The organism is Streptomyces sp. NPDC056231 (assembly GCF_048270745.1).
GTDB lineage: Bacteria > Actinomycetota > Actinomycetes > Streptomycetales > Streptomycetaceae > Streptomyces.
Window position 1 is genome coordinate 101,635 of sequence record NZ_JBLVKW010000012.1, and the last position, 23,853, is coordinate 125,487.

Annotated in this window: 28 protein-coding genes; 6 read left to right on the forward strand and 22 right to left on the reverse strand. The window is 71.2% G+C overall.

Annotation, left to right across the window (positions count from 1 at the left end):
* The first annotated feature begins 2 nt into the window (after positions 1-2).
* The gene (locus tag ACNPQM_RS13050) at positions 3-809 is read left to right on the forward strand and encodes an HpcH/HpaI aldolase/citrate lyase family protein (RefSeq protein ID WP_358858068.1); all 807 of its coding nucleotides are present in this window, start codon (positions 3-5) and stop codon (positions 807-809) included.
* A 125-nt stretch (positions 810-934) separates the two neighbouring features.
* On the opposite strand, the gene lgt is transcribed toward ACNPQM_RS13050, so the two are convergent.
* From lgt to hisI, 11 genes are all read right to left on the reverse strand, one after another.
* Complete coding sequence (gene lgt, locus ACNPQM_RS13055) at positions 935-1,927, reverse strand: prolipoprotein diacylglyceryl transferase (protein WP_418084111.1); 993 nt, start codon at positions 1,925-1,927, stop codon at positions 935-937.
* 121 nt (positions 1,928-2,048) lie between these two features.
* A complete protein-coding gene (locus tag ACNPQM_RS13060; protein ID WP_418084112.1) occupies positions 2,049-2,876 on the reverse strand; it encodes a thioredoxin domain-containing protein in 828 nt (275 codons plus the stop codon).
* 76 nt (positions 2,877-2,952) lie between these two features.
* Positions 2,953-3,765: a tryptophan synthase subunit alpha gene (gene trpA, locus ACNPQM_RS13065; RefSeq protein WP_358857983.1), complete on the reverse strand. Its 813-nt coding sequence runs from the start codon at positions 3,763-3,765 to the stop codon at positions 2,953-2,955.
* A complete protein-coding gene (trpB, locus tag ACNPQM_RS13070) occupies positions 3,762-5,048 on the reverse strand; it encodes a tryptophan synthase subunit beta (protein WP_358857984.1) in 1,287 nt (428 codons plus the stop codon). Before trpB ends, trpA begins: the two co-directional genes overlap by 4 nt.
* 134 nt (positions 5,049-5,182) lie before the next feature.
* The gene (gene trpM, locus ACNPQM_RS13075) at positions 5,183-5,401 is read right to left on the reverse strand and encodes a tryptophan biosynthesis modulator TrpM (RefSeq protein ID WP_358857985.1); all 219 of its coding nucleotides are present in this window, start codon (positions 5,399-5,401) and stop codon (positions 5,183-5,185) included.
* An 8-nt stretch (positions 5,402-5,409) separates the two neighbouring features.
* The gene (gene trpC, locus ACNPQM_RS13080; RefSeq protein WP_358857986.1) at positions 5,410-6,219 is read right to left on the reverse strand and encodes an indole-3-glycerol phosphate synthase TrpC; all 810 of its coding nucleotides are present in this window, start codon (positions 6,217-6,219) and stop codon (positions 5,410-5,412) included.
* Between the two features lie 115 nt (positions 6,220-6,334).
* Positions 6,335-6,850 (reverse strand): DUF2752 domain-containing protein, encoded by a 516-nt coding sequence (locus ACNPQM_RS13085; protein ID WP_418084113.1) that lies wholly within the window; start codon positions 6,848-6,850, stop codon positions 6,335-6,337.
* A 75-nt stretch (positions 6,851-6,925) separates the two neighbouring features.
* Complete coding sequence (locus ACNPQM_RS13090) at positions 6,926-7,177, reverse strand: HGxxPAAW family protein (protein ID WP_358857987.1); 252 nt, start codon at positions 7,175-7,177, stop codon at positions 6,926-6,928.
* A gap of 178 nt (positions 7,178-7,355) precedes the next feature.
* The gene (locus ACNPQM_RS13095; RefSeq protein WP_418084114.1) at positions 7,356-8,009 is read right to left on the reverse strand and encodes a TIGR02234 family membrane protein; all 654 of its coding nucleotides are present in this window, start codon (positions 8,007-8,009) and stop codon (positions 7,356-7,358) included.
* Between the two features lie 70 nt (positions 8,010-8,079).
* Positions 8,080-9,567, reverse strand: coding sequence for an anthranilate synthase component I (locus tag ACNPQM_RS13100; protein ID WP_358857989.1), 1,488 nt, complete (start codon positions 9,565-9,567; stop codon positions 8,080-8,082).
* Between the two features lie 11 nt (positions 9,568-9,578).
* Positions 9,579-9,962 (reverse strand): phosphoribosyl-AMP cyclohydrolase, encoded by a 384-nt coding sequence (hisI, locus tag ACNPQM_RS13105; protein ID WP_418084115.1) that lies wholly within the window; start codon positions 9,960-9,962, stop codon positions 9,579-9,581.
* Between the two features lie 84 nt (positions 9,963-10,046).
* On the opposite strand from hisI, the gene ACNPQM_RS13110 reads away from it, so the two are divergent.
* Positions 10,047-10,679: a TIGR03085 family metal-binding protein gene (locus ACNPQM_RS13110; RefSeq protein ID WP_358857991.1), complete on the forward strand. Its 633-nt coding sequence runs from the start codon at positions 10,047-10,049 to the stop codon at positions 10,677-10,679.
* A 15-nt stretch (positions 10,680-10,694) separates the two neighbouring features.
* Here the strand turns inward: ACNPQM_RS13110 and ACNPQM_RS13115 are convergent, their stop codons facing one another.
* The 10 genes from ACNPQM_RS13115 to hisD form a co-directional block, all read right to left on the reverse strand.
* Complete coding sequence (locus tag ACNPQM_RS13115; protein ID WP_418084117.1) at positions 10,695-11,945, reverse strand: MFS transporter; 1,251 nt, start codon at positions 11,943-11,945, stop codon at positions 10,695-10,697.
* Positions 11,946-11,971: 26 nt separating this feature from the next.
* Entirely contained in the window at positions 11,972-12,559 is a 588-nt protein-coding gene (locus ACNPQM_RS13120) for an ArsR/SmtB family transcription factor (RefSeq protein ID WP_358857993.1), read from the reverse strand.
* Positions 12,560-12,721: 162 nt separating this feature from the next.
* Entirely contained in the window at positions 12,722-13,477 is a 756-nt protein-coding gene (hisF, locus tag ACNPQM_RS13125; RefSeq protein WP_358857994.1) for an imidazole glycerol phosphate synthase subunit HisF, read from the reverse strand.
* The gene (locus ACNPQM_RS13130) at positions 13,474-13,872 is read right to left on the reverse strand and encodes a RidA family protein (RefSeq protein WP_358857995.1); all 399 of its coding nucleotides are present in this window, start codon (positions 13,870-13,872) and stop codon (positions 13,474-13,476) included. Before ACNPQM_RS13130 ends, hisF begins: the two co-directional genes overlap by 4 nt.
* The gene (priA, locus tag ACNPQM_RS13135) at positions 13,869-14,597 is read right to left on the reverse strand and encodes a bifunctional 1-(5-phosphoribosyl)-5-((5-phosphoribosylamino)methylideneamino)imidazole-4-carboxamide isomerase/phosphoribosylanthranilate isomerase PriA (protein ID WP_037699035.1); all 729 of its coding nucleotides are present in this window, start codon (positions 14,595-14,597) and stop codon (positions 13,869-13,871) included. The genes ACNPQM_RS13130 and priA overlap by 4 nt, the downstream gene beginning before the upstream one ends.
* Entirely contained in the window at positions 14,597-15,238 is a 642-nt protein-coding gene (gene hisH, locus ACNPQM_RS13140; protein WP_358857997.1) for an imidazole glycerol phosphate synthase subunit HisH, read from the reverse strand. Before hisH ends, priA begins: the two co-directional genes overlap by 1 nt.
* A gap of 11 nt (positions 15,239-15,249) precedes the next feature.
* A complete protein-coding gene (locus ACNPQM_RS13145) occupies positions 15,250-15,417 on the reverse strand; it encodes a hypothetical protein (protein ID WP_358857998.1) in 168 nt (55 codons plus the stop codon).
* Positions 15,414-16,010, reverse strand: coding sequence for an imidazoleglycerol-phosphate dehydratase HisB (gene hisB, locus ACNPQM_RS13150; RefSeq protein WP_358857999.1), 597 nt, complete (start codon positions 16,008-16,010; stop codon positions 15,414-15,416). The genes ACNPQM_RS13145 and hisB overlap by 4 nt, the downstream gene beginning before the upstream one ends.
* A complete protein-coding gene (locus ACNPQM_RS13155; protein ID WP_418084118.1) occupies positions 16,007-17,128 on the reverse strand; it encodes a histidinol-phosphate transaminase in 1,122 nt (373 codons plus the stop codon). Before ACNPQM_RS13155 ends, hisB begins: the two co-directional genes overlap by 4 nt.
* Positions 17,125-18,474: a histidinol dehydrogenase gene (gene hisD / locus ACNPQM_RS13160; protein ID WP_358858001.1), complete on the reverse strand. Its 1,350-nt coding sequence runs from the start codon at positions 18,472-18,474 to the stop codon at positions 17,125-17,127. The genes ACNPQM_RS13155 and hisD overlap by 4 nt, the downstream gene beginning before the upstream one ends.
* 158 nt (positions 18,475-18,632) lie before the next feature.
* Between hisD and ACNPQM_RS13165 the strand changes: the two genes are divergently transcribed.
* The 4 genes from ACNPQM_RS13165 to ybaK all read left to right on the forward strand — a co-directional run bounded on the left by ACNPQM_RS13165 (position 18,633) and on the right by ybaK (position 22,783).
* Positions 18,633-20,234 (forward strand): oxidoreductase, encoded by a 1,602-nt coding sequence (locus tag ACNPQM_RS13165; protein ID WP_358858002.1) that lies wholly within the window; start codon positions 18,633-18,635, stop codon positions 20,232-20,234.
* Between the two features lie 232 nt (positions 20,235-20,466).
* Positions 20,467-21,504 carry a hypothetical protein gene (locus ACNPQM_RS13170; RefSeq protein ID WP_418084119.1) on the forward strand — a complete coding sequence of 346 codons (1,038 nt, stop codon included), beginning with the start codon at positions 20,467-20,469 and terminating at the stop codon, positions 21,502-21,504.
* A 5-nt stretch (positions 21,505-21,509) separates the two neighbouring features.
* Entirely contained in the window at positions 21,510-22,259 is a 750-nt protein-coding gene (locus ACNPQM_RS13175) for an LON peptidase substrate-binding domain-containing protein (protein ID WP_358858004.1), read from the forward strand.
* Between the two features lie 17 nt (positions 22,260-22,276).
* Positions 22,277-22,783, forward strand: a complete 507-nt coding sequence (ybaK, locus tag ACNPQM_RS13180) for a Cys-tRNA(Pro) deacylase (RefSeq protein WP_418084121.1) — start codon at positions 22,277-22,279, stop codon at positions 22,781-22,783.
* 310 nt (positions 22,784-23,093) lie between these two features.
* On the opposite strand, the gene ACNPQM_RS13185 is transcribed toward ybaK, so the two are convergent.
* Complete coding sequence (locus tag ACNPQM_RS13185) at positions 23,094-23,834, reverse strand: ABC transporter permease (protein WP_418084122.1); 741 nt, start codon at positions 23,832-23,834, stop codon at positions 23,094-23,096.
* Positions 23,835-23,853: the final 19 nt, after the last annotated feature.

Consider the following 23,853-nt stretch of genomic DNA (forward strand, 5'->3'; position numbering starts at 1 on the left):
CAATGGTGCCTCTGACCTGGCTGTATGCCCCCGGGGACCGGCCGGACGTGGTGCGCAAGGCGCGCGAGTCGGGCGCAGACGTGGTGATCGTCGACCTGGAGGACGCGGTCGCGCCGGACCGCAAGGCGTATGCCCGGTCCGCCACTGCCGAACTCCTCGCCGAACCGCCCGCCGGCACGGACGGCGTGCCGATGCACGTCCGGGTCCACACCGAAACCGACATCCTGGCCCTGGCCGGACTGCCCGGCCTGGCCGAACTGCGGCTGCCCAAGATCACGCATGCCGCGACCGTCCATCACATCGCGGCTCTGGCGCCCGGCGTCGCGCTCTGTCCGCTGCTGGAGTCGGCGCTCGGCATCGAGCACGCGTACGCGATCGCGGCGTCCCACCCCCAGGTCCGCTCCATCGCCATCGGCGAGATCGATCTCCGGGCCGATCTGGGCGTACGGGACGACATGGGCCTGGACTGGTCGCGCAGCCGGGTGGTCGTTGCCGCCCGCGCGGCGGGGCTCGCCCCGCCGACCCAGTCGGTGTTCCCGGACGTCCTGGACCTGGACGGGCTGTGGCAGTCCTGTGTGCACGGGAGGGCGCTGGGGTTCGTCGGCCGGGCGGCGATCCACCCCCGGCAGCTGCCGGTCATCGAACGGGCGTTCCGGCCGACGGCGGAGGAGATCGAGGCGGCGCAGGAGATCGTGGCCGCGGCACTGACGGACGCGGGTGCGCTGGCGCTGCCGGACGGCCGCTTCGTGGACGCGGCGGTGGTGGCCTCGGCCCGCCGGACGCTGGCGCTGGCGGAACGGGTGGGGTGACGGCGGAAAATCCAGCCCCTCCGGCGATCGAGGAGCGGGGGTCCGGGCGCACAGACCCTGGTGGGGAACAGCAAAAGGCCCCGAGCCGCTTCTTGGACCGGGGCCTTTCGTACAGATGGGTGGCGTCAGGCTTTCTTCGCTGCCTCTGCGGTGCCGTTCTTCTCCGGCTCCTCGGTGTCGGGCGCCTCCGCATCCGGCACCTCGGCACCGGGCGCTTCCGCATCGCCGTCGCCGCCGTCGCGGTCTGCGTCACCGGCGGCATCCGCGGCGGGCGCCGCGTCCTCGACGCCCGCGGCGTCCTCGACCGCTCCCGGCTCGACGATCTCCTCGCGCCCCGGCCGTACCTTCGCCGAGACCACCATGTACGTCACCGCCAGCACGAACATGATGAGAGCGGTCCACACGTTCAGGCGCAGGCCCAGGATGTGGTGCGCCTCGTCGACCCGCATGTACTCGATCCAGGCACGACCCGCGCAGTACGCCGCGACGTACAGCGCGAACGCCCGCCCGTGTCCGAGCTTGAAGCGGCGGTCCGCCCAGATCACCAGCAGGGCGACGCCCACGCACCACAGCGACTCGTACAGGAACGTCGGGTGGTACGTTCCGGCGACCCGGTTGGGACCTTCGCTGATCTTCAGTGCCCACGGCAGGTCCGTCGGCTTTCCGTACAGCTCCTGGTTGAACCAGTTGCCCCAGCGGCCGAACGCCTGGGCGATGGCGATGCAGGGGGCGAGCGCGTCGGCCCAGGCGGGCAGCGGGATCCCTCGACGGCGGCAGCCGATCCAGGCGCCGACCGCCCCGAGCGCGATCGCCCCCCAGATACCGAGGCCTCCCTGCCAGATCTTGAAGGCGTCGACCCAGTTCTCACCGTCGCTGAAGTACAGCTGGTAGTCGGTGATGACGTGGTAGAGCCGGCCGCCGACGAGACCGAAGGGCACGGCCCAGACGGCGATGTCGGCCACCGTGCCGGCTCTGCCGCCCCGGGCGATCCAGCGCTTGTTGCCGAACCAGACGGCGACAAACACACCGATGATGATGCAGAACGCGTAGCCGCGAAGCGGGATCGGGCCGAGATTGATCACGCCGGTCGACGGACTGGGAATGTAGGCAAGGTCCATGGCAGGGTCGACGCTACCTTGCCGGGCGGGAGGTGCGGCAACCCGCCCGACAACTTCTGGGTAACGAGCCGGTCATCTATGCCCCACCCGGCCGACCCCGAGCCCGCATCCGCGGGGTGCCTCAGGAAACGGACGGCGACGGGGTGACCTTCGCCGGCCGCTTGCCCTTGTTGGCCTCGGCGACCCACTTCTTCAGGTTCGCCGCGGTGATCGGTTCGTTCCCCTTCTTCGGGAAGATCGATTCACCGTTGAGGAGCGCTGTCGGCGTGCCCCCGAATCCACCGCTCTGGAACGCGGCGTGGGACTTCTGGACCCAGGTGTTGTGCGTGCCGTCCTCCACGCAACTGCGGAAGGCGGGCGTGTCGAGGCCCGGGACCTTGCCCGCCAGGTCGATCAGCTTGCTGCTCTTGCCGAAGGCGTCGTCGGTCTCCGGCGGCTGATTGCGGTAGAGGACGTCGTGGTACGCGGAGAACTTCCCGACGTCCTGTGCGCAGGCGGCCGCATTGGCCGCGTCCAGCGATCCGGTGCCGCCGAGGTTGCCGTCGATGAGCGTGACCAGGTGGTACTGGACCTTGATCTGTCCGGTGTTCTCCAGCTCGTGGATCGTGTCCCGGAACGCATTCTCGAACTGGGCACAGACCGGGCAGCGGAAGTCCTCCCAGACCGTGAGCGTGGACGGGGCGTCGTCCGCACCCACCTGGATGACCAGGCTGTCCTTGCCGGTCGCCCCCGACGGTGCGACCGCGGGCCCCGACTCGCTCGCCTTGTTGCCCTTGCCTCCCGAATTCGCGGCGATCACGCCGATGACCGCGGCCAGCGCCAGCACACCCACCACGGCGGCCGAGACGATCAGCGCGCGTCGGCGGCGCTCGCGCGCCTTCTCCTGCTCGCGCCGCTCGACGAGCCGGTCGCGCGCGGTCCTTTTTCCCTCTTGGTTCTTCTCGCTCACACCCGCAGCAACGAACCGGGGAGGCACGTGCGTGCCTCCCCGGCCCCAGGTCCACCCGTATGGATTACACCCGATGTCAGCGCTTTCGAACGCCTTCGGCCAATTCGCCCGCCAATGAGCGGACCGCGGCGAGACCGGACGCCTCGTCGGGGGCGTCCAGGATCCGCTTGACGAAGGCTGAGCCGACGATCACCCCGTCGGCGAAGACGGCGACCTCGGCGGCCTGCTGGGCGTTCGAGACGCCGAGGCCGACGCAGACCGGGAGCTCGGTCGTGGCGCGGGTGCGCCGGACCACGTCCTGAGCCTGCTCGCCGACCGATTCGCGGGTGCCGGTGACCCCCATCAGCGAGGCCGCGTAGACGAAGCCGGAGCCGGCCGCGGTGATGGCGGTGAGGCGCTCGTCCTTGCTGCTCGGTGCGACGACGAAGACGGTCGCAAGACCGTGCTTGTCGGCGTGCTCGCGCCATGCCGAGGACTCCTGGACCGGCAGGTCGGGCAGGATGCACCCGGCGCCGCCCGCCTCGGCGAGCTCGGCGGTGAACCGCTCGATGCCGTACCGGTCGATGGGGTTCCAGTACGTCATGACAAGGATCGGGACGCCGGTCGCCTCGTACGCCTCGCGGACCGTACGCATCACGTCGGCGATCTTCACGCCGCCGCGCAGAGCGATGTCGTCGGCGGTCTGGATGACCGGCCCGTCGAGCACGGGGTCGCTGTGCGGCAGCCCCACCTCGACGACGTCGGCGCCACCGGCGACAACGGCCTTGACAGCCTCGATGCCGCCGTCGACCGTCGGGAACCCGGCCGGCAGGTAGGCGATGAGTGCGGCACGGTCCTCCGCCTTGGCGGCGGCGAGGGCGGCACTCAGCAGCTTGATGTTGCCATTCACCTGGCGTCCTCCTCGATCTCGGCGTCGCCGTTCCCCGCGTCCGCCTCGACGGTCGCGTCCGCGTCGTACAGCCCGAAGTAGCGGGCCGCCGTGTCCATGTCCTTGTCGCCGCGGCCGGACAGGTTGACCACGAGGAGCCCGTCCTTGCCGAACTCCTTGCCGACCTCCAGGGCTCCGGCCAGCGCGTGGGCGCTCTCGATGGCCGGGATGATCCCTTCGGTGCGGGAGAGCAGCAGCAGCGCCTGCATGGCGGCGTCGTCCGTGACCGCGCGGTACTCGCCGCGGCCGATGTCCTTGAGGTACGCGTGCTCGGGGCCGATGCCCGGGTAGTCCAGACCGGCCGAGATGGAGTACGGCTCGGTGATCTGGCCCTCGTCATTCTGGAGGACGTAACTGCGCGACCCGTGCAGGATGCCGGGCTCGCCCGCGGTCAGGGTCGCCGCGTGCTCGCCGGTCTCCACGCCGTGTCCGGCGGGCTCGCAGCCGATCAGCCGGACGTGCGCGTCCGGGATGAAGGCGTGGAACAGGCCGATGGCGTTGGAGCCGCCGCCGACACAGGCGATCGCGGCGTCCGGCAGCCGGCCGGTCCGTTCCAGTACCTGCCGTCGGGCCTCGACGCCGATGACGCGGTGGAAGTCGCGGACCATTGCCGGGAAGGGGTGCGGGCCCGCGACCGTCCCGAAGAGGTAGTGGGTGCGGTCCACATTGGCGACCCAGTCGCGGAACGCCTCGTTGATGGCGTCCTTGAGCGTGCGGGAGCCGGATTTCACGGCGACGACCTCAGCGCCGAGCATCCGCATCCGTGCCACGTTCAGCGCCTGCCGCTCGGTGTCGATCTCGCCCATGTAGATGGTGCATTCGAGGCCGAAGAGGGCGCACGCAGTCGCGGTGGCGACGCCGTGCTGGCCCGCGCCGGTCTCGGCGATGACCCGGGTCTTGCCCATGCGCTTGGTGAGCAGCGCCTGGCCAAGCACATTGTTGATCTTGTGCGAGCCGGTGTGGTTCAGGTCCTCGCGCTTGAGGAAGATCCGGGCGCCGCCCGCGTGCTCGGCGAAGCGCGGCACCTCGGTCAGCGCACTGGGCCGGCCGGTGTAGTTGACCATGAGCTCATTGAGCTCGGCGGCGAAGGCCGGGTCGGCCTTGGCCTTGTCGTACTCGACGGCGACCTCGTCCACGGCGGCGACGAGCGCCTCCGGGATGAACTTGCCGCCGAACGCACCGAAGTAGCCCTCGGCGCTGGGGATCAGACCCTCGGGGTCTGGAATGAAGAAGTCAGATGACATCCGACGTGCTCCTCGTCATGGCAACGGGTGGGTTCACCGTATGCGCCGTCGGCAGAGCGCCGCCGCGACCGGAACGGTCGGACGGTTCGGTCGTACGTACGACAGGGTGGTGGGAGTACGTCGGCCGGGGCTCGCTACAGCGCGGTTCCTGTGCGCCATCGCATGCCGTTGACCTGGCCGGGCTCGTCGCCGATCACGTACCGCACCCGCCGTCCGTGCACACGGCGCGCGGGGGCGCGGCAGCCGCGGGGGCGGCAACCGCGTGCCAGCGGCGCGTGCGGGTCCCTGGCAGCCGTCACCACGGCCAGGCGCAGGCGCGGCCGGGTGCGGGGCAGGGGGCGGTCGGCGGACATGGTGCGGGTCAGCCCCGTCCGTGCCGCAGGGCCGGGTGGGCGCCAGCGGCGACCAGGTCGGCGACTGCGGTCCGCGGGTCGCGGCCGGTGACCAGGGACTCGCCGACGAGTACGGCGTCGGCACCGGCGTTGGCGTAGGCGATGAGGTCGTGCGGGCCGCGGACACCGGACTCGGCGACCTTGACGATGCCCGCCGGGATCTCGGGGGCGACACGCTCGAAGGTGGAGCGGTCAACCTTGAGGTCCTTCAGATTGCGCGCGTTGACACCGATGATCTTCGCTCCGGCGTCGACGGCGCGCTCCGCCTCCTCCTCGTCGTGCGCCTCGACCAGCGGCGTGAGGCCGATGGACTCGGCGCGCTCGATCAGGGAGACGAGGGCCTCCTGGTCGAGGGCGGCGACGATCAGCAGGGCGAGGTCGGCGCCGTAGGCGCGGGCCTCCCAGAGCTGGTAGGAGGTGACGATGAAGTCCTTGCGCAGGATCGGGATGTCGACCTTGGCGCGGACGGCCTCCAGGTCGGCGAGCGAACCGCCGAAGCGGCGCTCCTCGGTGAGGACGGAGATGACGGACGCGCCACCGGCCTCGTAGTCCGCGGCCAGTGCGGCCGGGTCGGCGATCGCCGCGAGAGCTCCCTTGGAGGGGCTGGAGCGCTTGACCTCGCAGATGACGGTCACGCCCTCGCCGCGCAGGGCGGCGACTCCGTCCTTGGCCGCCGGAGCGCGCGCCGCGCGCTCCTTGAGCTCGTCGAGGCTGACACGCGCCTGCCGCTCTGCGAGGTCGGCGCGGACGCCGTCGATGATCTCGTCGAGCACACTCACGCGAGCGGCCCCCTTCCGGGACGGTGATGAGGGAACAGGATCAGCCATCTCGATGGTATCCGCAGGAGGGCCGAGGGCCCGCATCCGGCCGCCAAATGTCCCACTGGCTGGGCATTCACGGCGCCAGTACTGATCCGAACGGCAGATTCCGAACAACGGTGAAGATCAGCAGCACGGCGCCGATCCCCCACCAGTAGGCCGGTGCAAGGTTGATCCGTACGGGCATTCCTCTGCTCGCGCGGACGATCCAGACCACCCAGACGGCGGCGAAGATCGCGTAGCCGACAACAGCGAGGGCATTGGAGCCGAAGGCCGCGGCGATATCGCCGTGGGCAACGGCGTGGGCGCTGCGCAGCCCGCCGCAGCCGGGGCAGAACAGGCCGGTGACCTGCAGCATCGGGCACACCGGGTAGTGGCCCGGCTGGTTGGGGTCGACGGCGCCGACATAGCCGAAGGCCGCGATGACGGCGCCCATGACCGCCACCGGGGTGGCGATCCGTCGGAAGGGTGATGCGGGCACGGGCGGCGGCGGAAAGACCGGCGCCGGCTGACCGGGCGCCGGCACGAAGTCCGGCGCGGGCTGTCGACCGGACGGGCCCGGTGCGGCTGCGGGAGAAGGCGAGGCGTCCACCCGGTGATTGTCCCCGCTCACGCGGAAAGGCGCAGCCCGGCCCGGGCTGCGCCTTTCACGATGTTCCGACCGGCGTCAGGAAGACACCTGGGCCTGCCCGGCTCGCGCCCGGGCGGCGGCCATCTCGGGCGACTCCTTCGGCGCGCCGAGGCCGGCGGCCTTCATCGCGAAACCGACGATTGCGCCGATGAGGATGACCGCGAAACCGGCCCAGAAGCCGAGCGGGTTGGCCGCGACCATGAAGACGCCTGCGACGCAGAAGCCGATGAACGAGATGATGACACCGGTCCAGGCGGCCGGGGTGTGTCCGTGGCTGCTGCCCGCCATGAGTTGCTCCTCGTTGGTGTTGCGCTGTGGGTATCGCTGTACGCAAAGCTGGTGCCGCTGTGCTGCTGTGCAGAAAAGCTCAGAACCATTGTCCCGTACGCACGGGTACTGCGTGTGCTGGGGGTCGCACCCGGGTGTGCGTCCCCCGGTCACACCCCCGCTCGCGCCGGGAGGTCCTTCAGTGCGTCGGGTCCTCGCCGCGGTCCAGGGCCTTCCACAGGTCCTCGGGCCGGTCCGGGTCCGGGGCGGTGCGGGGGGCCTTGCGGGGGCGCGGAGTGCCGTCGCGTTCGTACCGGCCCGACATGGTCGGCCAGAGCTTCCCGTACCGCAGGGCGAGCAGCCCTGCGATGAGGATCAGCAGTCCGCCGGCGGCGGTGACGTACGGCCAGGCGGTGTGGCTGAGGGCGTCGATGGTGGCGGAGGTGTCGCCGGTGGTCTGCGCTGCCTTCTCGTCCAGGGCCGCGCTGTCGGAGGCGCCGAGGTAGGCACTCAGCCCGGCACCGAGGCCGCTGAGGGCGAGCAGCCCGGCGACGAGCAGCCGGCCGACGCTGCGGACGGCGAAGACTGCGACGAGGGCGGCCAGGCCGACGATGGCGAGTGCCGCCGGGAGTCCGGTGACGTCCTGGCCGTCGGCGGTCAGAGGCAGGGTGCCGCCGCCGACGGCGGCCTTGCCCTCGGCCCAGGTCTGGCCGGAGGCGAGAAGGACGACGGTGGCACCGACCGCCCCGAGAAACAGGCCGGCGGCCAGGCTGCGGCGGCTTCCCGTGGCGTCGGGCGCGGTGGCGGCCTGGGCACGGGGCTGGGGTACGGGGACAGCGCTCACGTACCCCACTATCCCTTACGGGTTCAGCCCGAGCTGCACATGGGGGTGGGCGACGCCGCCCCCATGTGCAGCTCGGGCTTCACCGTTCGTTGAGGCGGTTCGCCGTATGCACGGCACGCAGGACCGCGGCGGCCTTGTTGCGGCATTCGGTGTCCTCGGCGACCGGGTCGGAGTCGGCGACGATTCCCGCACCGGCCTGGACGTACGCGGTGCCGTCGCGCAGCAGCGCCGTACGGATCGCGATCGCGGTGTCGGAGTCCCCGGCGAAGTCGAGGTAGCCGACGCAGCCTCCGTAGAGTCCGCGGCGGGTGGGTTCGAGCTCCTCGATGATCTGCATGGCCCGCGGCTTGGGGGCGCCGGAGAGCGTCCCGGCCGGGAAGCATGCGGTCAGGACGTCGAAGGCGGTACGGCCTTCGGCGACGCGGCCGGTGACCGTGGAGACGATGTGCATCACGTGCGAGTACCGCTCGATCGACATGAAATCGACGACTTCGACACTGCCGGGCACACAGACCCGTCCCAGGTCGTTGCGGCCGAGGTCGACGAGCATCAGGTGCTCGGCGCGTTCCTTCGGGTCGGCGAGGAGCTCGTCGGCGAGCGCCTGGTCCTCCTGCGGGGTGGCGCCGCGGGGCCGGGTCCCGGCGATCGGGTGGACCATCGCCCGCCCGTCCTCGACCTTGACGAGGGCTTCGGGGCTGGAGCCCGCGACATCGAAGCCGTCGAACCGGAAGAGGTACATGTACGGCGACGGGTTGGTCGCGCGCAGCACCCGGTAGACGTCCAACGCGCTTGCCGTGCAGGGGGTTTCGAAGCGCTGCGACGGGACGACCTGGAACGCCTCGCCGGCCCTGATGCGCTCCTTCACGTCGACGACGGCGTCCTGGAAGGCCTGGCCGCCCCAGAGCGCGGTGTACTGCGGGAGCTCGGACGGCGGAAGGGCCGCGGGGGTGCTCTCGACCGGGCGGGAGAGGTCCGCCTCCATGGCGTCGAGCCGGGCGACGGCGTCGGCATACGCCTCGTCGACCCCGGTCTCCAGGTCGTTGTGGTTGATCGCGTTGGCGATCAGCAGGACGCTGCCGTCCCAGTGGTCGAGGACGGCGAGGTCCGAGGTGAGGAGCATGGTCAGCTCGGGAAGCTGCAGGTCGTCGCCTCCGTGCTCACCGATCCGCTCCAGTCGGCGCACGATGTCGTAACCGAGATAGCCGACCATGCCGCCGGTGAACGGCGGCATGCCGGAGTGCAGGTCGCGCGGGGTGTGCAGGGCCTCGACAGTGGCGCGCAGGGCGTCCAGCGGATCCCCGTCGACGGGGACGCCGACGGGCGGGGTGCCGAGCCAGTGCGCCTGCCCGTCGCGGACGGTGAGGGTGGCGGCGCTGCGGACGCCGATGAAGGAGTAGCGGGACCAGGTGCGGCCGTTCTCCGCGGATTCGAGGAGGAACGTGCCGGTGCGCTCGCCCGCGAGCTTGCGGTACAGCGCGACCGGGGTGTCGCCGTCCGCGAGAAGTCGGCGGCTGACGGGGATGACACGCCGGTCGGCGGCCAGCTTGCGGAAGGTCTCGAGATCCATGGCGGCTGACCCTACTGCCCCAGCGGGAGTACGTCTGCGTCGAAGCAGGTCCGGTCACCGGTGTGACAGGCGGCACCCGTCTGGTCGACCTTGACGAGGATGGTGTCCGCGTCGCAGTCGAGGGCGACGGACTTGACCACCTGGATGTGGCCCGAGGTGTCGCCCTTGACCCAGTACTCCTGGCGGCTGCGCGACCAGTAGGTGCAGCGGCCGGTGGTCAGGGTGCGGTGCAGGGCCTCGTCGTCCATCCAGCCGAGCATGAGCACCTCACCGGTGTCGTACTGCTGGGCGATGGCCGGGACGAGGCCGTAGGCGCCGCGCTTGAGGCGGGCGGCGACGGCGGGGTCGAGGTTCCCGGACGGCGGCGGAGTGCTGGGCGTGGGCGCGCTGGTCATGCGCCCATTGTGCCGTGGCCGCGGGGGCGGCTTCCTTCGGCGTCCACTGGGCGGACCGCGTGCGGCGGCCGTACGCTGGCCAGCATGTCGACCCATGCGAAGCGCGAACGACTTCTGCTCGCCGACCTGTTGGAGGCGGCGGGACCGGAAGCCCCGACCCTGTGCCAGGGCTGGACGACCCGGGATCTGGCCGCCCATGTGGTGGTCCGCGAGCGCCGGCCGGACGCGGCGGGCGGTGTGCTGCTGGACGTGCTGAAGAACCGCCTCGAACGCGTGCAGGCGGAGTACGCGGCCAAGCCGTACGAGGAGCTGATCCAGCTGATCCGTACCGGGCCGCCGCGGATGTCCCCGTTCGGCCTGAAGCAGATCGACGAAGCCGCCAACACCGTGGAGTTCTACGTCCACGCGGAGGATGTGCGCCGGGCCCAGCCGGACTGGTCGCGGCGGGAGCTGGACCCGGTCTTCGCCGATGTGCTGTGGTCGCGCGCCGAGAGGACGGCCCGGATGCTGGGCCGCAAGTCCCCGGTGGGGCTGGTGCTGCGCCGCCCGGACGGCCAGACGGCGGTGGCGCACAAGGGCACCCCGGTGGTGACGGTCACCGGCGAGCCGGGCGAGCTGTTGCTCTTCGCGTTCGGCAGGCAGAGCGCGGCGACGGTGGAACTCGAGGGCGACAAGGAGGCGGTGGCCCGGCTGCACACCGCGGAGCTGGGGATGTAGCGCGTACGGGTCCGGTCAGCGCGGCAGTTCCGCGCGGCGCAGCCGGGTGAAGGCCAGACCGGCCACCGCCCCGGACGCGCACACCACTGCGCTGGTGACGAAGACCGGGCCCGTCCCCCAGGCGGCGACGGCGGCTCCTGTGACCGGGAAGCTGAGCGGGGCGATCGCGTGGGTGAAGAGCGTCGAGACCGAGGTGACCCGGCCCAGGTAGGCGGGGTCGGTGACGGTCTGGATCAGGGCGCCGCACAGGGCGCCGCCGAGTCCGGCGAAGAGCCCGACGCAGGCGGCGATGGCGGTGGCGAGGCCCACCGAGGGGGCAAAGGCCAGGACGGCTGTGGCGAGTGCACCGACCAGTACCGTCAGGCACATGACGAGACCGGCCCGCGGCACGCGGCCGCGCACCGCGAGCAGCAGCGCCGACGCACCGGCTCCGATCCCGAACGCGGCGACGATCCAGCCCATGCCGGACGCCCCCCAGCCGCGCTGTCCGGCGAGCAGGACCAGGCCGAGGTTGAGGGGCCCGGCGAAGCCCAGCTCGCTGAGGGCCACGGCGAGCATGAGCGGTCCGAGCACCGGGTGGCGGCGGATGTGGCGCAGCCCGTCGGTCAGGTCGTGCCAGGCGGTTCCGGACGGTTCACCGGCTTCCGCTGCGGGCAGCGGGCTGATCCGCAGGGCAAGGAGCAACGGCAGCGACACAGCGAAGAGCACCCCGGCCGCGGCGAACGCGAGGGTCGGGCCGCCGAAAGCCACTGCGGCGCCACCGAGCGGGGCTCCGACGACATTGGCGGCACGGGAGGCGAGTCCGCGAAGTCCCTGGACGCGGGCCAGTTGTCCGGCGGCGGCGATCCGGGGCGGCAGGGCACCGACCGCGGGCAGGAAGAGGGCGTCGACCACGCCGAAGACGAGCGCGACGGCGACCAGCATCCACACCGCGGGTGAGGTGAACAGCAGCGCACCCGCCAGGCCCAGCACGACCAGACAGCGGGCGGCGTCGCTGCCGATGACGACGCGGCGCGGGCCGAGCCGGTCGGCGAGCACTCCCCCGCCGAGCATCAGCAGGGCCCGGGGTATGGAGCCGACGGCGAGGACGAGCCCGGCCTGGGTGGCGCTGCCGGCGCGGGCGGCGGACCAGGCGAGCGCCATGTAGTAGACGCTGTCGCCGATCATCGACGCGGCGTAGGCGCCGAGCCAGCGCAGGACGTTGCCGTCGCGGTGGGCTGGGCGTTCGGGTGCTTTCGTGGCCGTGACGGTGACGGTGACGGTCATGAGGGTCGTCCTCCCGGGGCGGCGGCTCAGGTGCGGAACGGGAATGCGTACAGGTGTATGGCGACGTTCTCGCGGCCTTCCGTGTCTCCGGCCTCATCGCGGACGCGGCCGAGTTGTTCGTACCGGTCGATGAGTTCGTGCACCTCACGGCCGAGCGCGGCGAGTTCGTCGGCGGTGAGCCGGGCCAGGTACTCGGAGCCGGAGGCGGCGCTGCGCCACTCCAGTGGCCAGCTCTGGGCGGAGTCGATGTAGTTGCGGTACAGCTCGACGTGCTGGTCGAACGAGAGCCGGCCGATGGCGGTATGGGTGGCGACCTTCTCGGGCGCGTCACTGAAATCCTCGGCATGGACGTTCAGCCCCTTCGAGGCCGGCTGCCACCAGCGCTCGCGGCCGTCCTTGCCCTGCTGCTCGGCCTCCTCGATCAGGCCGTGGTCGGCGAGCTTGCGCAGGTGGTAACTGACCAGCGAGACCGCCTCGTCGACCTGCTCGGCGAGCTGGGAGGCGGTGGCCTTACGGGAGATGTAGAGCGCCCGGTAGAGCTTCATCCGCAGGGGGTGCCCGAAAGCCTTCAGGGTCTCCAGGTCCGAGATCCGGCGAGATTCGTTGCTTGCCATGCCCTCACCGTAGACAGGAAAGGAAAACTGCGCAATCTTTATTGTGCAATAAAATTTGTGGAACCTCGGATACCGCCCTGATGCCGTGAGGGGACGGCCCGCAAAACGCCGATCGCCGGACGGGCCACAACGGCTCGTCCGGCGATCGATGGAGTACTGCGGTCAGCGGACCGGGTGTCCGGCCTCCCTGAGAGCGCCCTTGACCTCGGAGATCCGCAGGTCACCGAAGTGGAAGACGGACGCGGCGAGCACCGCGTCGGCGCCCGCCGCGATGGCCGGCGCGAAGTCCGCGAGCCGGCCCGCGCCGCCGGAGGCGATGACGGGGACGGTGACGTGTGCGCGGACCGCCGCGATCATCTCGGTGTCGTAGCCGTCCTTCGTGCCGTCGGCGTCCATCGAGTTGAGCAGGATCTCGCCCGCGCCCAGCTCGGCGGCCCGGTGCGCCCACTCGACGGCGTCGATGCCGGTGCCCTTGCGGCCGCCGTGCGTGGTGACCTCGAAGGTGCCCGCGGGAGTACGCCGGGCGTCGACGGACAGGACGAGGACCTGCCGGCCGAACCGCTCGGCGATCTCCCGGATGAGGTCCGGGCGGGCGATCGCCGCGGTGTTGACACCAACCTTGTCGGCGCCGGCCCGCAGCAGTTTGTCGACGTCGTCGGCCGTACGGACACCGCCGCCGACGGTGAGCGGGATGAAGACCTGCTCCGCGGTGCGGCGCACCACGTCGTAGGTCGTCTCCCGGTCGCCGCTGGACGCGGTGATGTCGAGGAAGGTCAGCTCGTCGGCGCCCTCGGCGTCGTACAGCTTGGCCATCTCCACGGGGTCACCCGCGTCGCGCAGGTTCTGGAAGTTGACACCCTTGACGACCCGGCCGTTGTCGACGTCCAGGCACGGGATGACTCGTACCGCGAGACTCATTGCGCACCTTCCCGGTAGGCCTCGATCTCGACTTCGACGACCAGGCTGGGGTCGACGAAACCGGAGACGATGATCATGGAAGCGGCGGGGCGGACGTCATCGAACAGCTCCTTGTGGGCGCGGCCGACCTCGTCCACGTCCCGGGCATGCGTGAGGTACATCCGGGTACGGACGACGTCCTCGCGGCCCAGCCCCACCTGCTTCAGCGCGTCGAAGGCGACCTTGAAGGAGGCGACGGCCTGCTCGTACGGGCCGCCCGCGGAGATCTGTCCGTTGACGATCGACGTGCAGCCGGCGACCAGGACCAGCCCGTTCGGCAGCTGCACCGCGCGGGAGTAGCCGAACTTGTCCTCCCAGGGGGCGCCGGAGGAGATGCGGTTGACGGAGTCGGTCATCCGGAGACCACCTGCAGCGCCTCTTCGAGGGTGAACGCCTTCGCATACAGCGCCTTGCCGACGATCGCGCCCTCGACGCCGTCCGGCACGAGCGAGGCGATCGCCCGCAGGTCGTCCAGCGAGGAGACGCCGCCGGAGGCGACGACGGGCTTGTCGGTGGCGGCGCAGACGTTCTTCAGGAGCTCCAGATTGGGGCCCTGGAGCGTGCCGTCCTTGGCGATGTCGGTGACGACGTAGCGGGCACAGCCCTCGGAGTCGAGGCGGGCGAGGGTCTCGTAGAGGTCGCCGCCGTCGCGGGTCCAGCCGCGGCCGCGGAGCGTCGTACCGCGGACGTCGAGGCCGACGGCGATCTTGTCACCGTGCTCGGCGATGACCTTGGCGACCCACTCGGGGGTCTCCAGCGCGGCGGTGCCGAGGTTGACCCGGGTGCAGCCGGTGGCGAGAGCGGCGGCGAGCGAGGCGTCGTCACGGATGCCGCCGGACAGCTCGACCTTGATGTCCATGGAGCGGGCGACCTCGGCGATCTGCGCCCGGTTGTCACCGGTGCCGAACGCGGCGTCCAGGTCGACGAGATGCAGCCACTCGGCGCCCGCCCTCTGCCAGGCGAGGGCGGCCTGCAGGGGGTCTCCGTACGAGGTCTCGGAGCCGGACTCGCCGTGCACGAGCCGGACGGCCTGGCCGTCGCGGACGTCGACGGCGGGGAGAAGCTCAAGCGTGGTGGACATCAGAGTGTTCCGATCCAGTTGGTCAGCAGCTGGGCGCCGGCATCGCCGGACTTCTCGGGGTGGAACTGGGTGGCCCACAGGGCGCCGTTCTCCACGGCGGCGACGAACGGCTCGCCGTGGGTGGCCCAGGTGACCCGGGGGGCGCGGATCCTGGCGTTCGTGACTTCGAGGCTCCAGTCGTGCACCGCGTACGAGTGCACGAAGTAGAACCGGGCCTCGGCGTCGAGACCGGCGAAGAGCTCGGAGTCCTCGGGGGACCGCACGGTGTTCCAGCCCATGTGCGGGACGACCGGGGCCTTCAGCGGGGCGACGGTGCCGGGCCACTCGTCGAGGCCCTCCGTCTCCACGCCATGCTCGATGCCGCGCTCGAAGAGGATCTGCATGCCGACGCAGATGCCCATCACGGGGCGGCCGCCGGAGAGCCTGCGGCCGATGATCCATTCACCGCGGGCCTTCTTCAGCCCCTCCATACAGGCGGAGAACGCGCCGACGCCGGGCACCAGCAGCCCGTCGGCGTTCATCGCCCGGTCGAAGTCACGGGTGATCTCGACGTCCGCGCCGACGTGGGCGAGGGCGCGCTCGGCGGAACGGACGTTGCCGAAGCCGTAGTCGAAGACGACGACCTTCTTCTTCTCACTCACACGCCGCTCCTTCAGTCCCAGAGTCCCTGGATCCGCATGACACCTGCGGCCAGGCTCATCACGGATGCGATCCCGAGCAGAACGATGACGCCCTTGGGCATCTTCTGCTTCGAGAAGGAGTAGACGCCACCGGCCAGGAAGAGGCCGAGGACGATCAGAATGGTGTTGAGGCCGGTCACAGCGCGCCCTTCGTGGAAGGAAGAATTCCGGCAGCACGCGGATCGTGCTCACAGGCATACCGCAGGGCGCGGGCGAGCGCCTTGAACTGGCACTCCACGATGTGGTGGGCGTTACGGCCGTACGGGACGTGGACGTGCAGGGCGATCTGCGCCTGGGCGACGAACGACTCCAGGATGTGCCGGGTCATCGTGGTGTCGTACGAGCCGATCATCGGCGCGATGTTCTCCGGCTCGGTGTGCACCAGGTAGGGGCGGCCGGAGAGGTCGACAGTGACCTGGGCGAGCGACTCGTCCAGCGGGACGGTGCAGTTGCCGAAGCGGTAGATGCCGACCTTGTCGCCGAGCGCCTGCCTGAAGGCGGCGCCGAGGGCGAGGGCGGTGTCCTCGATCGTGTGGTGCGTGTCGATGTGCAGGTCGCCGTCGGTCTTGACCGTGAGGTCGAAGAGGCCGTGGCGGCCGAGCTGGTCGAGCATGTGGTCGTAGAAGCCGACCCCGGTCGACACGTCGACCTTTCCGGTGCCGTCGAGGTTGACCTCGACGAGCACGGACGTTTCCTTGGTGGTGCGTTCCACGCGGCCTACGCGGGGGCTCATCCGTCGTGCTCCTTCTTGAGTTCGCGTACCGCATCGAGGAACGCGTCGTTCTCTGCCGGGGTTCCTGCGGAGACCCGCAGCCATCCCGGTACGCCGTTGTCCCGGACCAGGACGCCCCGGTCGAGGATCTGCTGCCAGGCGGTGTGGCTGTCGGCGAAGCGGCCGAACTGGACGAAGTTGGCGTCCGAGTCCGTCACGTCGAAGCCGAGGGCGCGCAGTTCGGTGACGATCCGGTCGCGCTCGCTCTTGAGCTGCGCGACGTATCCGAGGAGCGTGTCGGTGTGCTCCAGGGCGGCGAGCGCGGTGGCCTGGGTGACGGAGGACAGGTGGTACGGCAGCCGCACCAGCTGGACGGCGTCCACGACGGCCGGGTCGGCGGCGAGGTAGCCGAGCCGCAGACCGGCGGCGCCGAACGCCTTCGACATGGTGCGCGAGAGCACCAGGTTGGGCCGGCCCTCGATCAGCGGGAGCAGCGAGGGGTGGTGGCTGAATTCGCCGTACGCCTCGTCGACGACGACCATCGAGGGCCTGGCGGCCTGGGCGGCGTCGTACAGCGCGAGGACGGTGTCGGCGTCGACGGCGGTGCCCGTGGGGTTGTTGGGCGAGGTGATGAAGACGACGTCCGGCCGCTGCTCGGTGATGGCCTCGCAGGCCGCGTCGACATCGATCGTGAAGTCGTCCTTGCGCGGTCCGGAGATCCAGCCGGTGCCGGTGCCGCGCGCGATGAGGGCGTGCATCGAGTACGAGGGCTCGAAGCCGATCGCGGTGCGTCCGGGTCCGCCGAAGGTCTGCAGCAGCTGCTGCAGCACCTCGTTGGAGCCGTTGGCCGCCCAGACGTTGGCGAGACCGACCTCGTGCCCGGCGGTGCGGGTGAGGTAGCGGGCCAGTTCGGTACGGAGTTCGACGGCGTCCCGGTCGGGGTAGCGGTTGAGGTCGCGGGCGGCCTCGCGAACGCGCTCCGCGATGCGGTCGACGAGCGCCTCGGGGAGCGGGTACGGATTCTCGTTGGTGTTCAGCCGTACGGCCACGTCGAGCTGGGGCGCGCCGTACGGGAACTGACCGCGGAGCTCGTCCCGGATCGGCAGGTCGTCGATACGGGTGGTGTTGCTGTTCGTCACTGCTGCGGAACCTTCCAGCCACTGAGCTCGTCCAGTTCGCCTTCGGCGAAACGGGCCTTGAGAGCGGCGCCGTGGGCGGGGAGGTCCTCCGCCTCGGCGAGGGTCACGACATGGTGGGTGACCTCGGCGAGCGCGTCGCGCGTGTAGTCGACGATGTGGATACCGCGCAGGAAGGACTGCACGGACAGGCCCGAGGAGTGGCAGGCGCAGCCACCGGTGGGCAGAACGTGGTTGGAGCCGGCGCAGTAGTCGCCGAGCGAGACCGGGGACCACGGGCCGACGAAGATCGCTCCGGCGTTGCGGACCCGGTCGGCGACGGCGGCCGCGTCGGCGGTCTGGATCTCCAGGTGCTCGGCGGCGTACGCGTCGACGACCTTGAGGCCGTCCTCCAGATCGTTGACCAGGACGATCGCGGACTGGCGGCCGGCCAGTGCGGGCTCGATCCGGTCGGTGATGTGCTTGGTCGCGGCGATCTGCGGCTTCAGCTCGGCCTCGGTGGCGGCGGCCAGTTCCTCGGAGTCGGTGACGAGGACGGCGGCGGCCATCGGGTCGTGCTCGGCCTGACTGATCAGGTCGGCGGCGACGTGCACCGGGTCGGCGGTGGAGTCGGCGAGGATCGCGATCTCGGTGGGTCCGGCCTCGGCGTCGATGCCGATGCGGCCCTTGAGGAGGCGCTTGGCGGCGGCGACATAGATGTTGCCGGGACCGGTGACGAGGTTCACCGGGAGACACTCGGCCGTTCCGTACGCAAACATCGCGACGGCCTGGGCGCCACCGGCGGCGTACACCTCGTCGACGCCGAGCAGGGCGCAGGCGGCGAGGATGGTGGGGTGCGGCAGGCCGCCGAACTCCTTCTGAGGCGGGGAGGCGACGGCGATGCCATCGACACCCGCCTCCTGCGCCGGTACGACGTTCATGACCACGGAGGACGGGTAGACGGAGCGCCCGCCCGGCACATACAGCCCGACGCGCTCGACGGGCACCCACTTCTCGGTGACGGTACCGCCGGGGACGACCTGCGTGGTGTGTGTGGTGCGGCGCTGCTCGTGGTGGACGAGGCGGGCGCGGCGGATCGACTCCTCCAGGGCAGCCCGTACAGCGGGGTCGAGCCGGTCCAGCGCCTCGGAGAGGGCCGCGGCCGGGACCCGGGTCGATTCGACCCGTACGCCGTCGAATTTCTCTCCCCACTCGATCACTGCCGCTGAGCCACGATGGCGTACGTCCTCGCAGATGGGGCGCACCGTCTCCAGTGCGGCTTCCACGTCGAACTCGGCTCGGGGCAGCAGGTCGCGCAGGTCGCCGCCCTCGGGGAGGGCATTGCCGCGCAGATCGATTCGAGAGATCACACCCCAATTCTCTCAGACCGCCTCCGACGGCAGTTCGCCCGTATCACTGGCTGATACATGCCCCGGCCGTCACGGCCGACTACTCCCGGCCACTCCTGACCATCGGCGTTCACACCGTCACACAGAGGGAATAACAGCTGCAAGCGGAAGGGGCCCTGGTGACCGAACCGCAGGACAGCGAGATCCCCGACAGCCTCGGCGTGGCGGAACTGGGCATGTGGCGGGCGTTCCGGAGCGGCAGCACCTACGATCTGCGCGCCCGCGACCCGATGCGGGACGACCCGTTCGCGCCGACGGCCTGGGGCGCCGAGCGCAGTGTGGATGCCCGTGTGGTCGCCCGGCTGCTGCTGAGCGGGCCGCCCGCCCGGCCGGGACGGGTCGCCGCGCTGAAGCTCCGGGGCATACGGATCACCGGGACCCTCGATCTCGCGGGCGGACGTGTCGCTCCGTACGTGGAGCTGACGGGCTGCCGCTTCGAGGAGGAGGTGGTGTTGCCGGAGTGTCACTTCACGACGTTGCGGATGGTCGGCTGCGCGATGCCGCGGCTGGAGGCAGCGCGGCTGCGCACCGAGGGCGATCTGCATCTGCCACGCTGCCGGATCGAGCGCGGGATCCGGCTCACCGACGCCCATATCGGCACCGACCTGCTGCTGAACCAGATCGAGCTCGGGGCCGACCGGCAGGGCCGGGCGCTCGCCGGGGACGGTCTGACGGTCGCGCAGGACCTGCAGGCGGAGATGGTCGAGACACGTGGCGAGCTGAGTCTGCGTGGTGCGAAGGTCGGCGGTTCGCTGAGTCTGCGCGGCAGCCGGCTGCGGGCGGGGCGTGGCCGGCGCGCACTGAACGCCCCGCAGCTGACGGTGGAGCGGACGCTGTACATGACCGAGGCGTGGGTCAGCGTCGACACGGGGAACCTGGGCACCACTCCCCCGTACGGCATCCTCACAACCCAGGCCCCGGCGCACGGCACCCGAGCGCAGGTCTTCGAGTGCCGCGGCGGGGTACGGCTGGACGACGGGCGGTTCGGTGACGCGGTCGACCTGCACAAGGCCAGGTTCGTGCTGGCGCCCCCCGAGGAACTGTCGCTGCGCCGGATCGTCACCCCGGAGCTGCGGTTCAACGCGGAGCGCCCGGAGGAGGGCCGGGTCGTGCTCAACGGCGCGAAGGTCGTCACGCTGATCGACGTGTCGACCAGCTGGCCGGGGCCGGGCGGGCTCGCGATGGGCGGTTTCGTCTACGAGAACCTCGTCCCGTACGGGCACTTCCCGCTCTCCCGCCGCCTGGACTGGCTGGCGGCGGCGACGCCCGAGTACGTACCGGAGCCGTACGAACGGCTGGCGACGGTGCTGCGCAACTGCGGGGAGGACGCGGACGCCCGCGAGGTGCTGCTCGCCAAGCAGCGGCGCCGGCGCGAGACGCTGCCGCCCGCCGCGAAGCTGTGGGGGATCCTGCAGGACTGGACGGTGGCGTACGGCTACCGGCCCGGGCGGGCCGCGGTGTGGATGGCGGTGCTGTGGGCGGCCGGGACGGTGGCCTTCTCGCAGTACGAGCCGGCGGCGATCAAGCGGGACGAGCACCCGAAGTGGAACGCGGCGCTGTACGCGCTGGATCTGCTGGTGCCCGTGATCAACCTCGGGCAGGACGGGTACTGGCGGATGGAGGGCGGCTGGCAGTGGGCGGCGGCCGCGCTGGTGCTGCTGGGGTGGATATTGGCCACGACGGTGGCGGCGGGCGCGTCCCGGCTGCTGCGGCGCGGCTGACCGGGCACGGCCGGGACGGGCGGCCCTCGGCCCGCGCACAACGGCCCGGCGGACACTCCGACGACCGGTCTCCCCCGGCCGACCGGCACGGACGCCAACCACCGGAGCAGAATGATCAAGCCAGATTCCACCCCATCCTTTACTTTTTATTGACCCTGCCCAGGGCAACCCAGGCACTCGGCACCAAAGCTTCACAGTGCCCCTCTGGCGCCGCCTCGACCAGCACTTTTCAATGATCTGCACCATGTCATTCCTTCGCGCCCTGCTCCGTACCGCGCGCATGATCAGGCACGCGCCACAGCTGTCCGCCGGACTGCCCGCGGACGACGAGGTGCTGCTCGACGCCCCCGACGAGCGGCTCTCCCCCGCGCTCGTCGCCGCCGCCCTCGGGGAGTACGAGCCGGCCGCCAAGCTCCTCGCCACCACCCGGGACGCCGCCGAATGGGAGAACCGCGACCGTTACCTCGGCCGGCTCGTCACCTTCGCCCGCCACCGCGACAGCTGGCTGACCGACTGGCTCGCCGCCGCCCCGCACGACCCGGACGCACTGCTCGTCAAGGCCGAACTGGCGGTCCGGCGGGCCTGGGAGTCGCCGGCCCGCGCCGAGCAGCTGCGCGACGTGGCACCACAGATCACCGCGGCGGCAGAGAGCGATCCTCGCGACCCGGTGCCCTGGCGGCTCGCGCTCGACCACGCCCGCGGCACACATGCTCCGCACACCGTCTTCGAGGCGCTGTGGGAGCAGGCCGTCCGGCGCTCCTCGCACCACTACGGATGCCATGTCGCGGCGCTGCAGTACCTCTCCGCCGCCTGGTTCGGCTCGCACCGCGAGTGCTTCGACTTCGCCGAACAGGCCGCCGAGGACTCGCTGCCCAGCTCGCTGGTGCAGGCGCTGCCGGTGCGGGCCGCGTTCGCGCTGCTGAGCGCCGGCCCCGAGGCGCGGACCACATCGATGCTGGAGGAGCGGATCGACAGGGCCGCGGATCTGGCGATCGCGCTGTCCGCCACGTACGAGCCGGGGGATCCGTGGCCGGCCGAGGTCCGCAATCTGCTGGCGTACGTACTGATCGTGCGGGGACGCTGGGACGAGGCGCTGGAACAGTTCCGGCTGATCGGACCCTATGCGACGTCGTTCCCGTGGTCGCAGGTCTCCGACGATCCGCTCGGCCAGTTCCTGGACGCGCGGGACGGGGTGCGCCTCCAGGTGGCGTCCGGGATGTCTTTGCGGTACCGGGCCGACCACGGCGGGTCGCGGGGCCATTACGCTTGACCGTTGTGACCACCGCTCGTCTGCCCCTCTTCCCGCTGAACGCGGTGCTGTTCCCCGGCCTCGTGCTGCCGCTCAACGTCTTCGAGGAGCGCTATCGCGCCCTGATGCGCGAGCTGCTGAAGACCGATGAGGACGAACCGCGCCGCTTCGTCGTCGTCGCGATCCGCGACGGCCGCGAAATCGCTCCCACCGCCGCCGGCATGCCGGACGCCACCACGGTGCCCTCCGTCACCGGGCGCGGTCCCGCGGACGGCTTCGGCCCCGACCCGATCCAGACGTTCCACCGGGTCGGCTGTATCGCCGACGCGGCAAAGATCCGGGAACGCGCGGACGGCAGCTTCGAGGTCCTGGCGACCGGCACCACCCGGGTCAAGCTGCTCGCGGTCGACGCGGACGGCCCCTACCTGACGGCCGAGATCGAGGAGATCGAAGAGGACGCCGGCGACGAAGCGGGCGCGCTCGCCGAGGGCGTACTGCGGGCATTCCGCAGCTACCAGAAGCGACTGGCCGGAGCGAGCGAGCGTTCCCTGACGACGGGCGCGGAACTGCCGGACGACCCGTCGGTCGTCTCGTACCTGGTGGCCGCCGCCGCGGTACTCGACATCCCGTCGAAGCAGCGACTGCTGCAGGCACCGGACACGGCGACGCGCCTGCGCGAGGAACTGACGCTCCTGCGCTCCGAGACGGCCGTCATCCGGCACCTGCCGTCCCTGCCCGCAGTCGACCTGACCAGGGCTCCGACCCACCCCAACTGATGCGAGGACCCTGCCCCGTGGCAAAGAAGCCGAAGAAGCACCAGTCCGGCTCCGGCGGCACTCCGGCGACGGTCGCCCTGACCGCGGCGGGCACCCCCTTCACGACCCACGCCTACGAGCACGACCCGGCCTCCCCTTCGTACGGTGAGGAGGCGGCGGAGGCGCTGGGCGTCTCCCCCGACCGGGTCTTCAAAACCCTGGTGGCCGACGTGGACGGCACCCTGACCGTGGCGGTCGTCCCGGTGGCCGGCTCCCTGGACCTGAAGGCCCTGGCAGCGGCGGTCGGCGGCAAGCGGGCCGCGATGGCGGACCCGGCGGCGGCGGAACGCACGACGGGCTATGTACGGGGCGGCATCTCCCCCCTGGGCCAGCGGAAGCGGCTGCCGACGGTGCTGGACGAGTCGGCGCAGTCCCACGAGACGATCTGCGTATCGGCGGGCCGCCGCGGCCTGGAGGTGGAACTGGCCCCGGCGGATCTGGCTTCGCTGACCGGGGCGGTGTTCGCGGCCATCGGCCGGGCGTAGCCCACGCGGCCCCGGGACTCTCTCGGTCCAGGGGCATACGCGGCCCGGGGTCGCTTCCCGTCCCAGGGGCGTTCGCTACCCCAGGTCGCTTCCGGCCCGACGTCACTGCCGGCCCCGGGGGCACTTCCAGCTCAGGGTCACATCCGGCCCCGGGGCACTCCCAGCACGGCGTCGCATCCAGCCCCGGCGTCTCCTCCAGCCCATCCGTCGATCGAGGACCGGAGTCCGGGGCAGAGCCCCGGCCGCGGGAAGGGGCGGGGTGAGGCCCCCCGCAGCGGCCCTACCCCCGTAGCCTCAACCGCCCCGCTCCCTACGGCTCCGTCGGAGGCGAGGACGAAGGCGAAGACGAAGGCGAAGACGAAGGCGAAGACGAAGACGGAAACGACGGCCCCGCCGGACCCGCACCCCCCGGCCCAGCCCCCGGCACCTCCCAGACTCCCCACTCCGGCTCCGGATCCCGCGGCCCGAACGCCGCGGTCAGCGCCAGGTGAACGACCATCGCCGCCACCGACCAGGCCAGCAACGCACCCTTCGCATGCAGGTCGAGCGGCGCATCGAACACCACGCCCTTGCCGACCTCCCGCGCATGGGCGACCACATCACGCTCCGGTCCGAACCAGACGCCCACCCCCCAGGCCACCAGCGACCCGAGCAGCCCGCCCAGGGCGATCCCCGCGACCAGCGCGATCCCGCCACGTCGGTGGAACCAGAAGGCCAGCACGGCGGACACCGCCCCGAACGCGAGCGCGAGCAGCACGAACGTCCCGTCGCTCCCGATCGCCTCCTCGCCCTCGCTGTCCTTGAGGAAGACCGCATGACTGTCGGAGATCAGCGGGACCCGCGGCGAGAGCCACAGCCACAGCAGTCCGAGCCCCAGGCCGGCCACCGTCAGCAGGACGGCGACGACGGCCGCCCGCCGCAGATCCGCCCGCGGATCGTGCTCCTCCTGAGACCCCAGGAGAGTCCCGGGACCGGAGCCACCGCCCTTCGGCGGCGTCTGCCAGGGGTTATTGGGCGAAGGCGGGTCGGGCGGTGTCAGAGGTGCGGTCACCGTGCCATCGTGCCAGGCG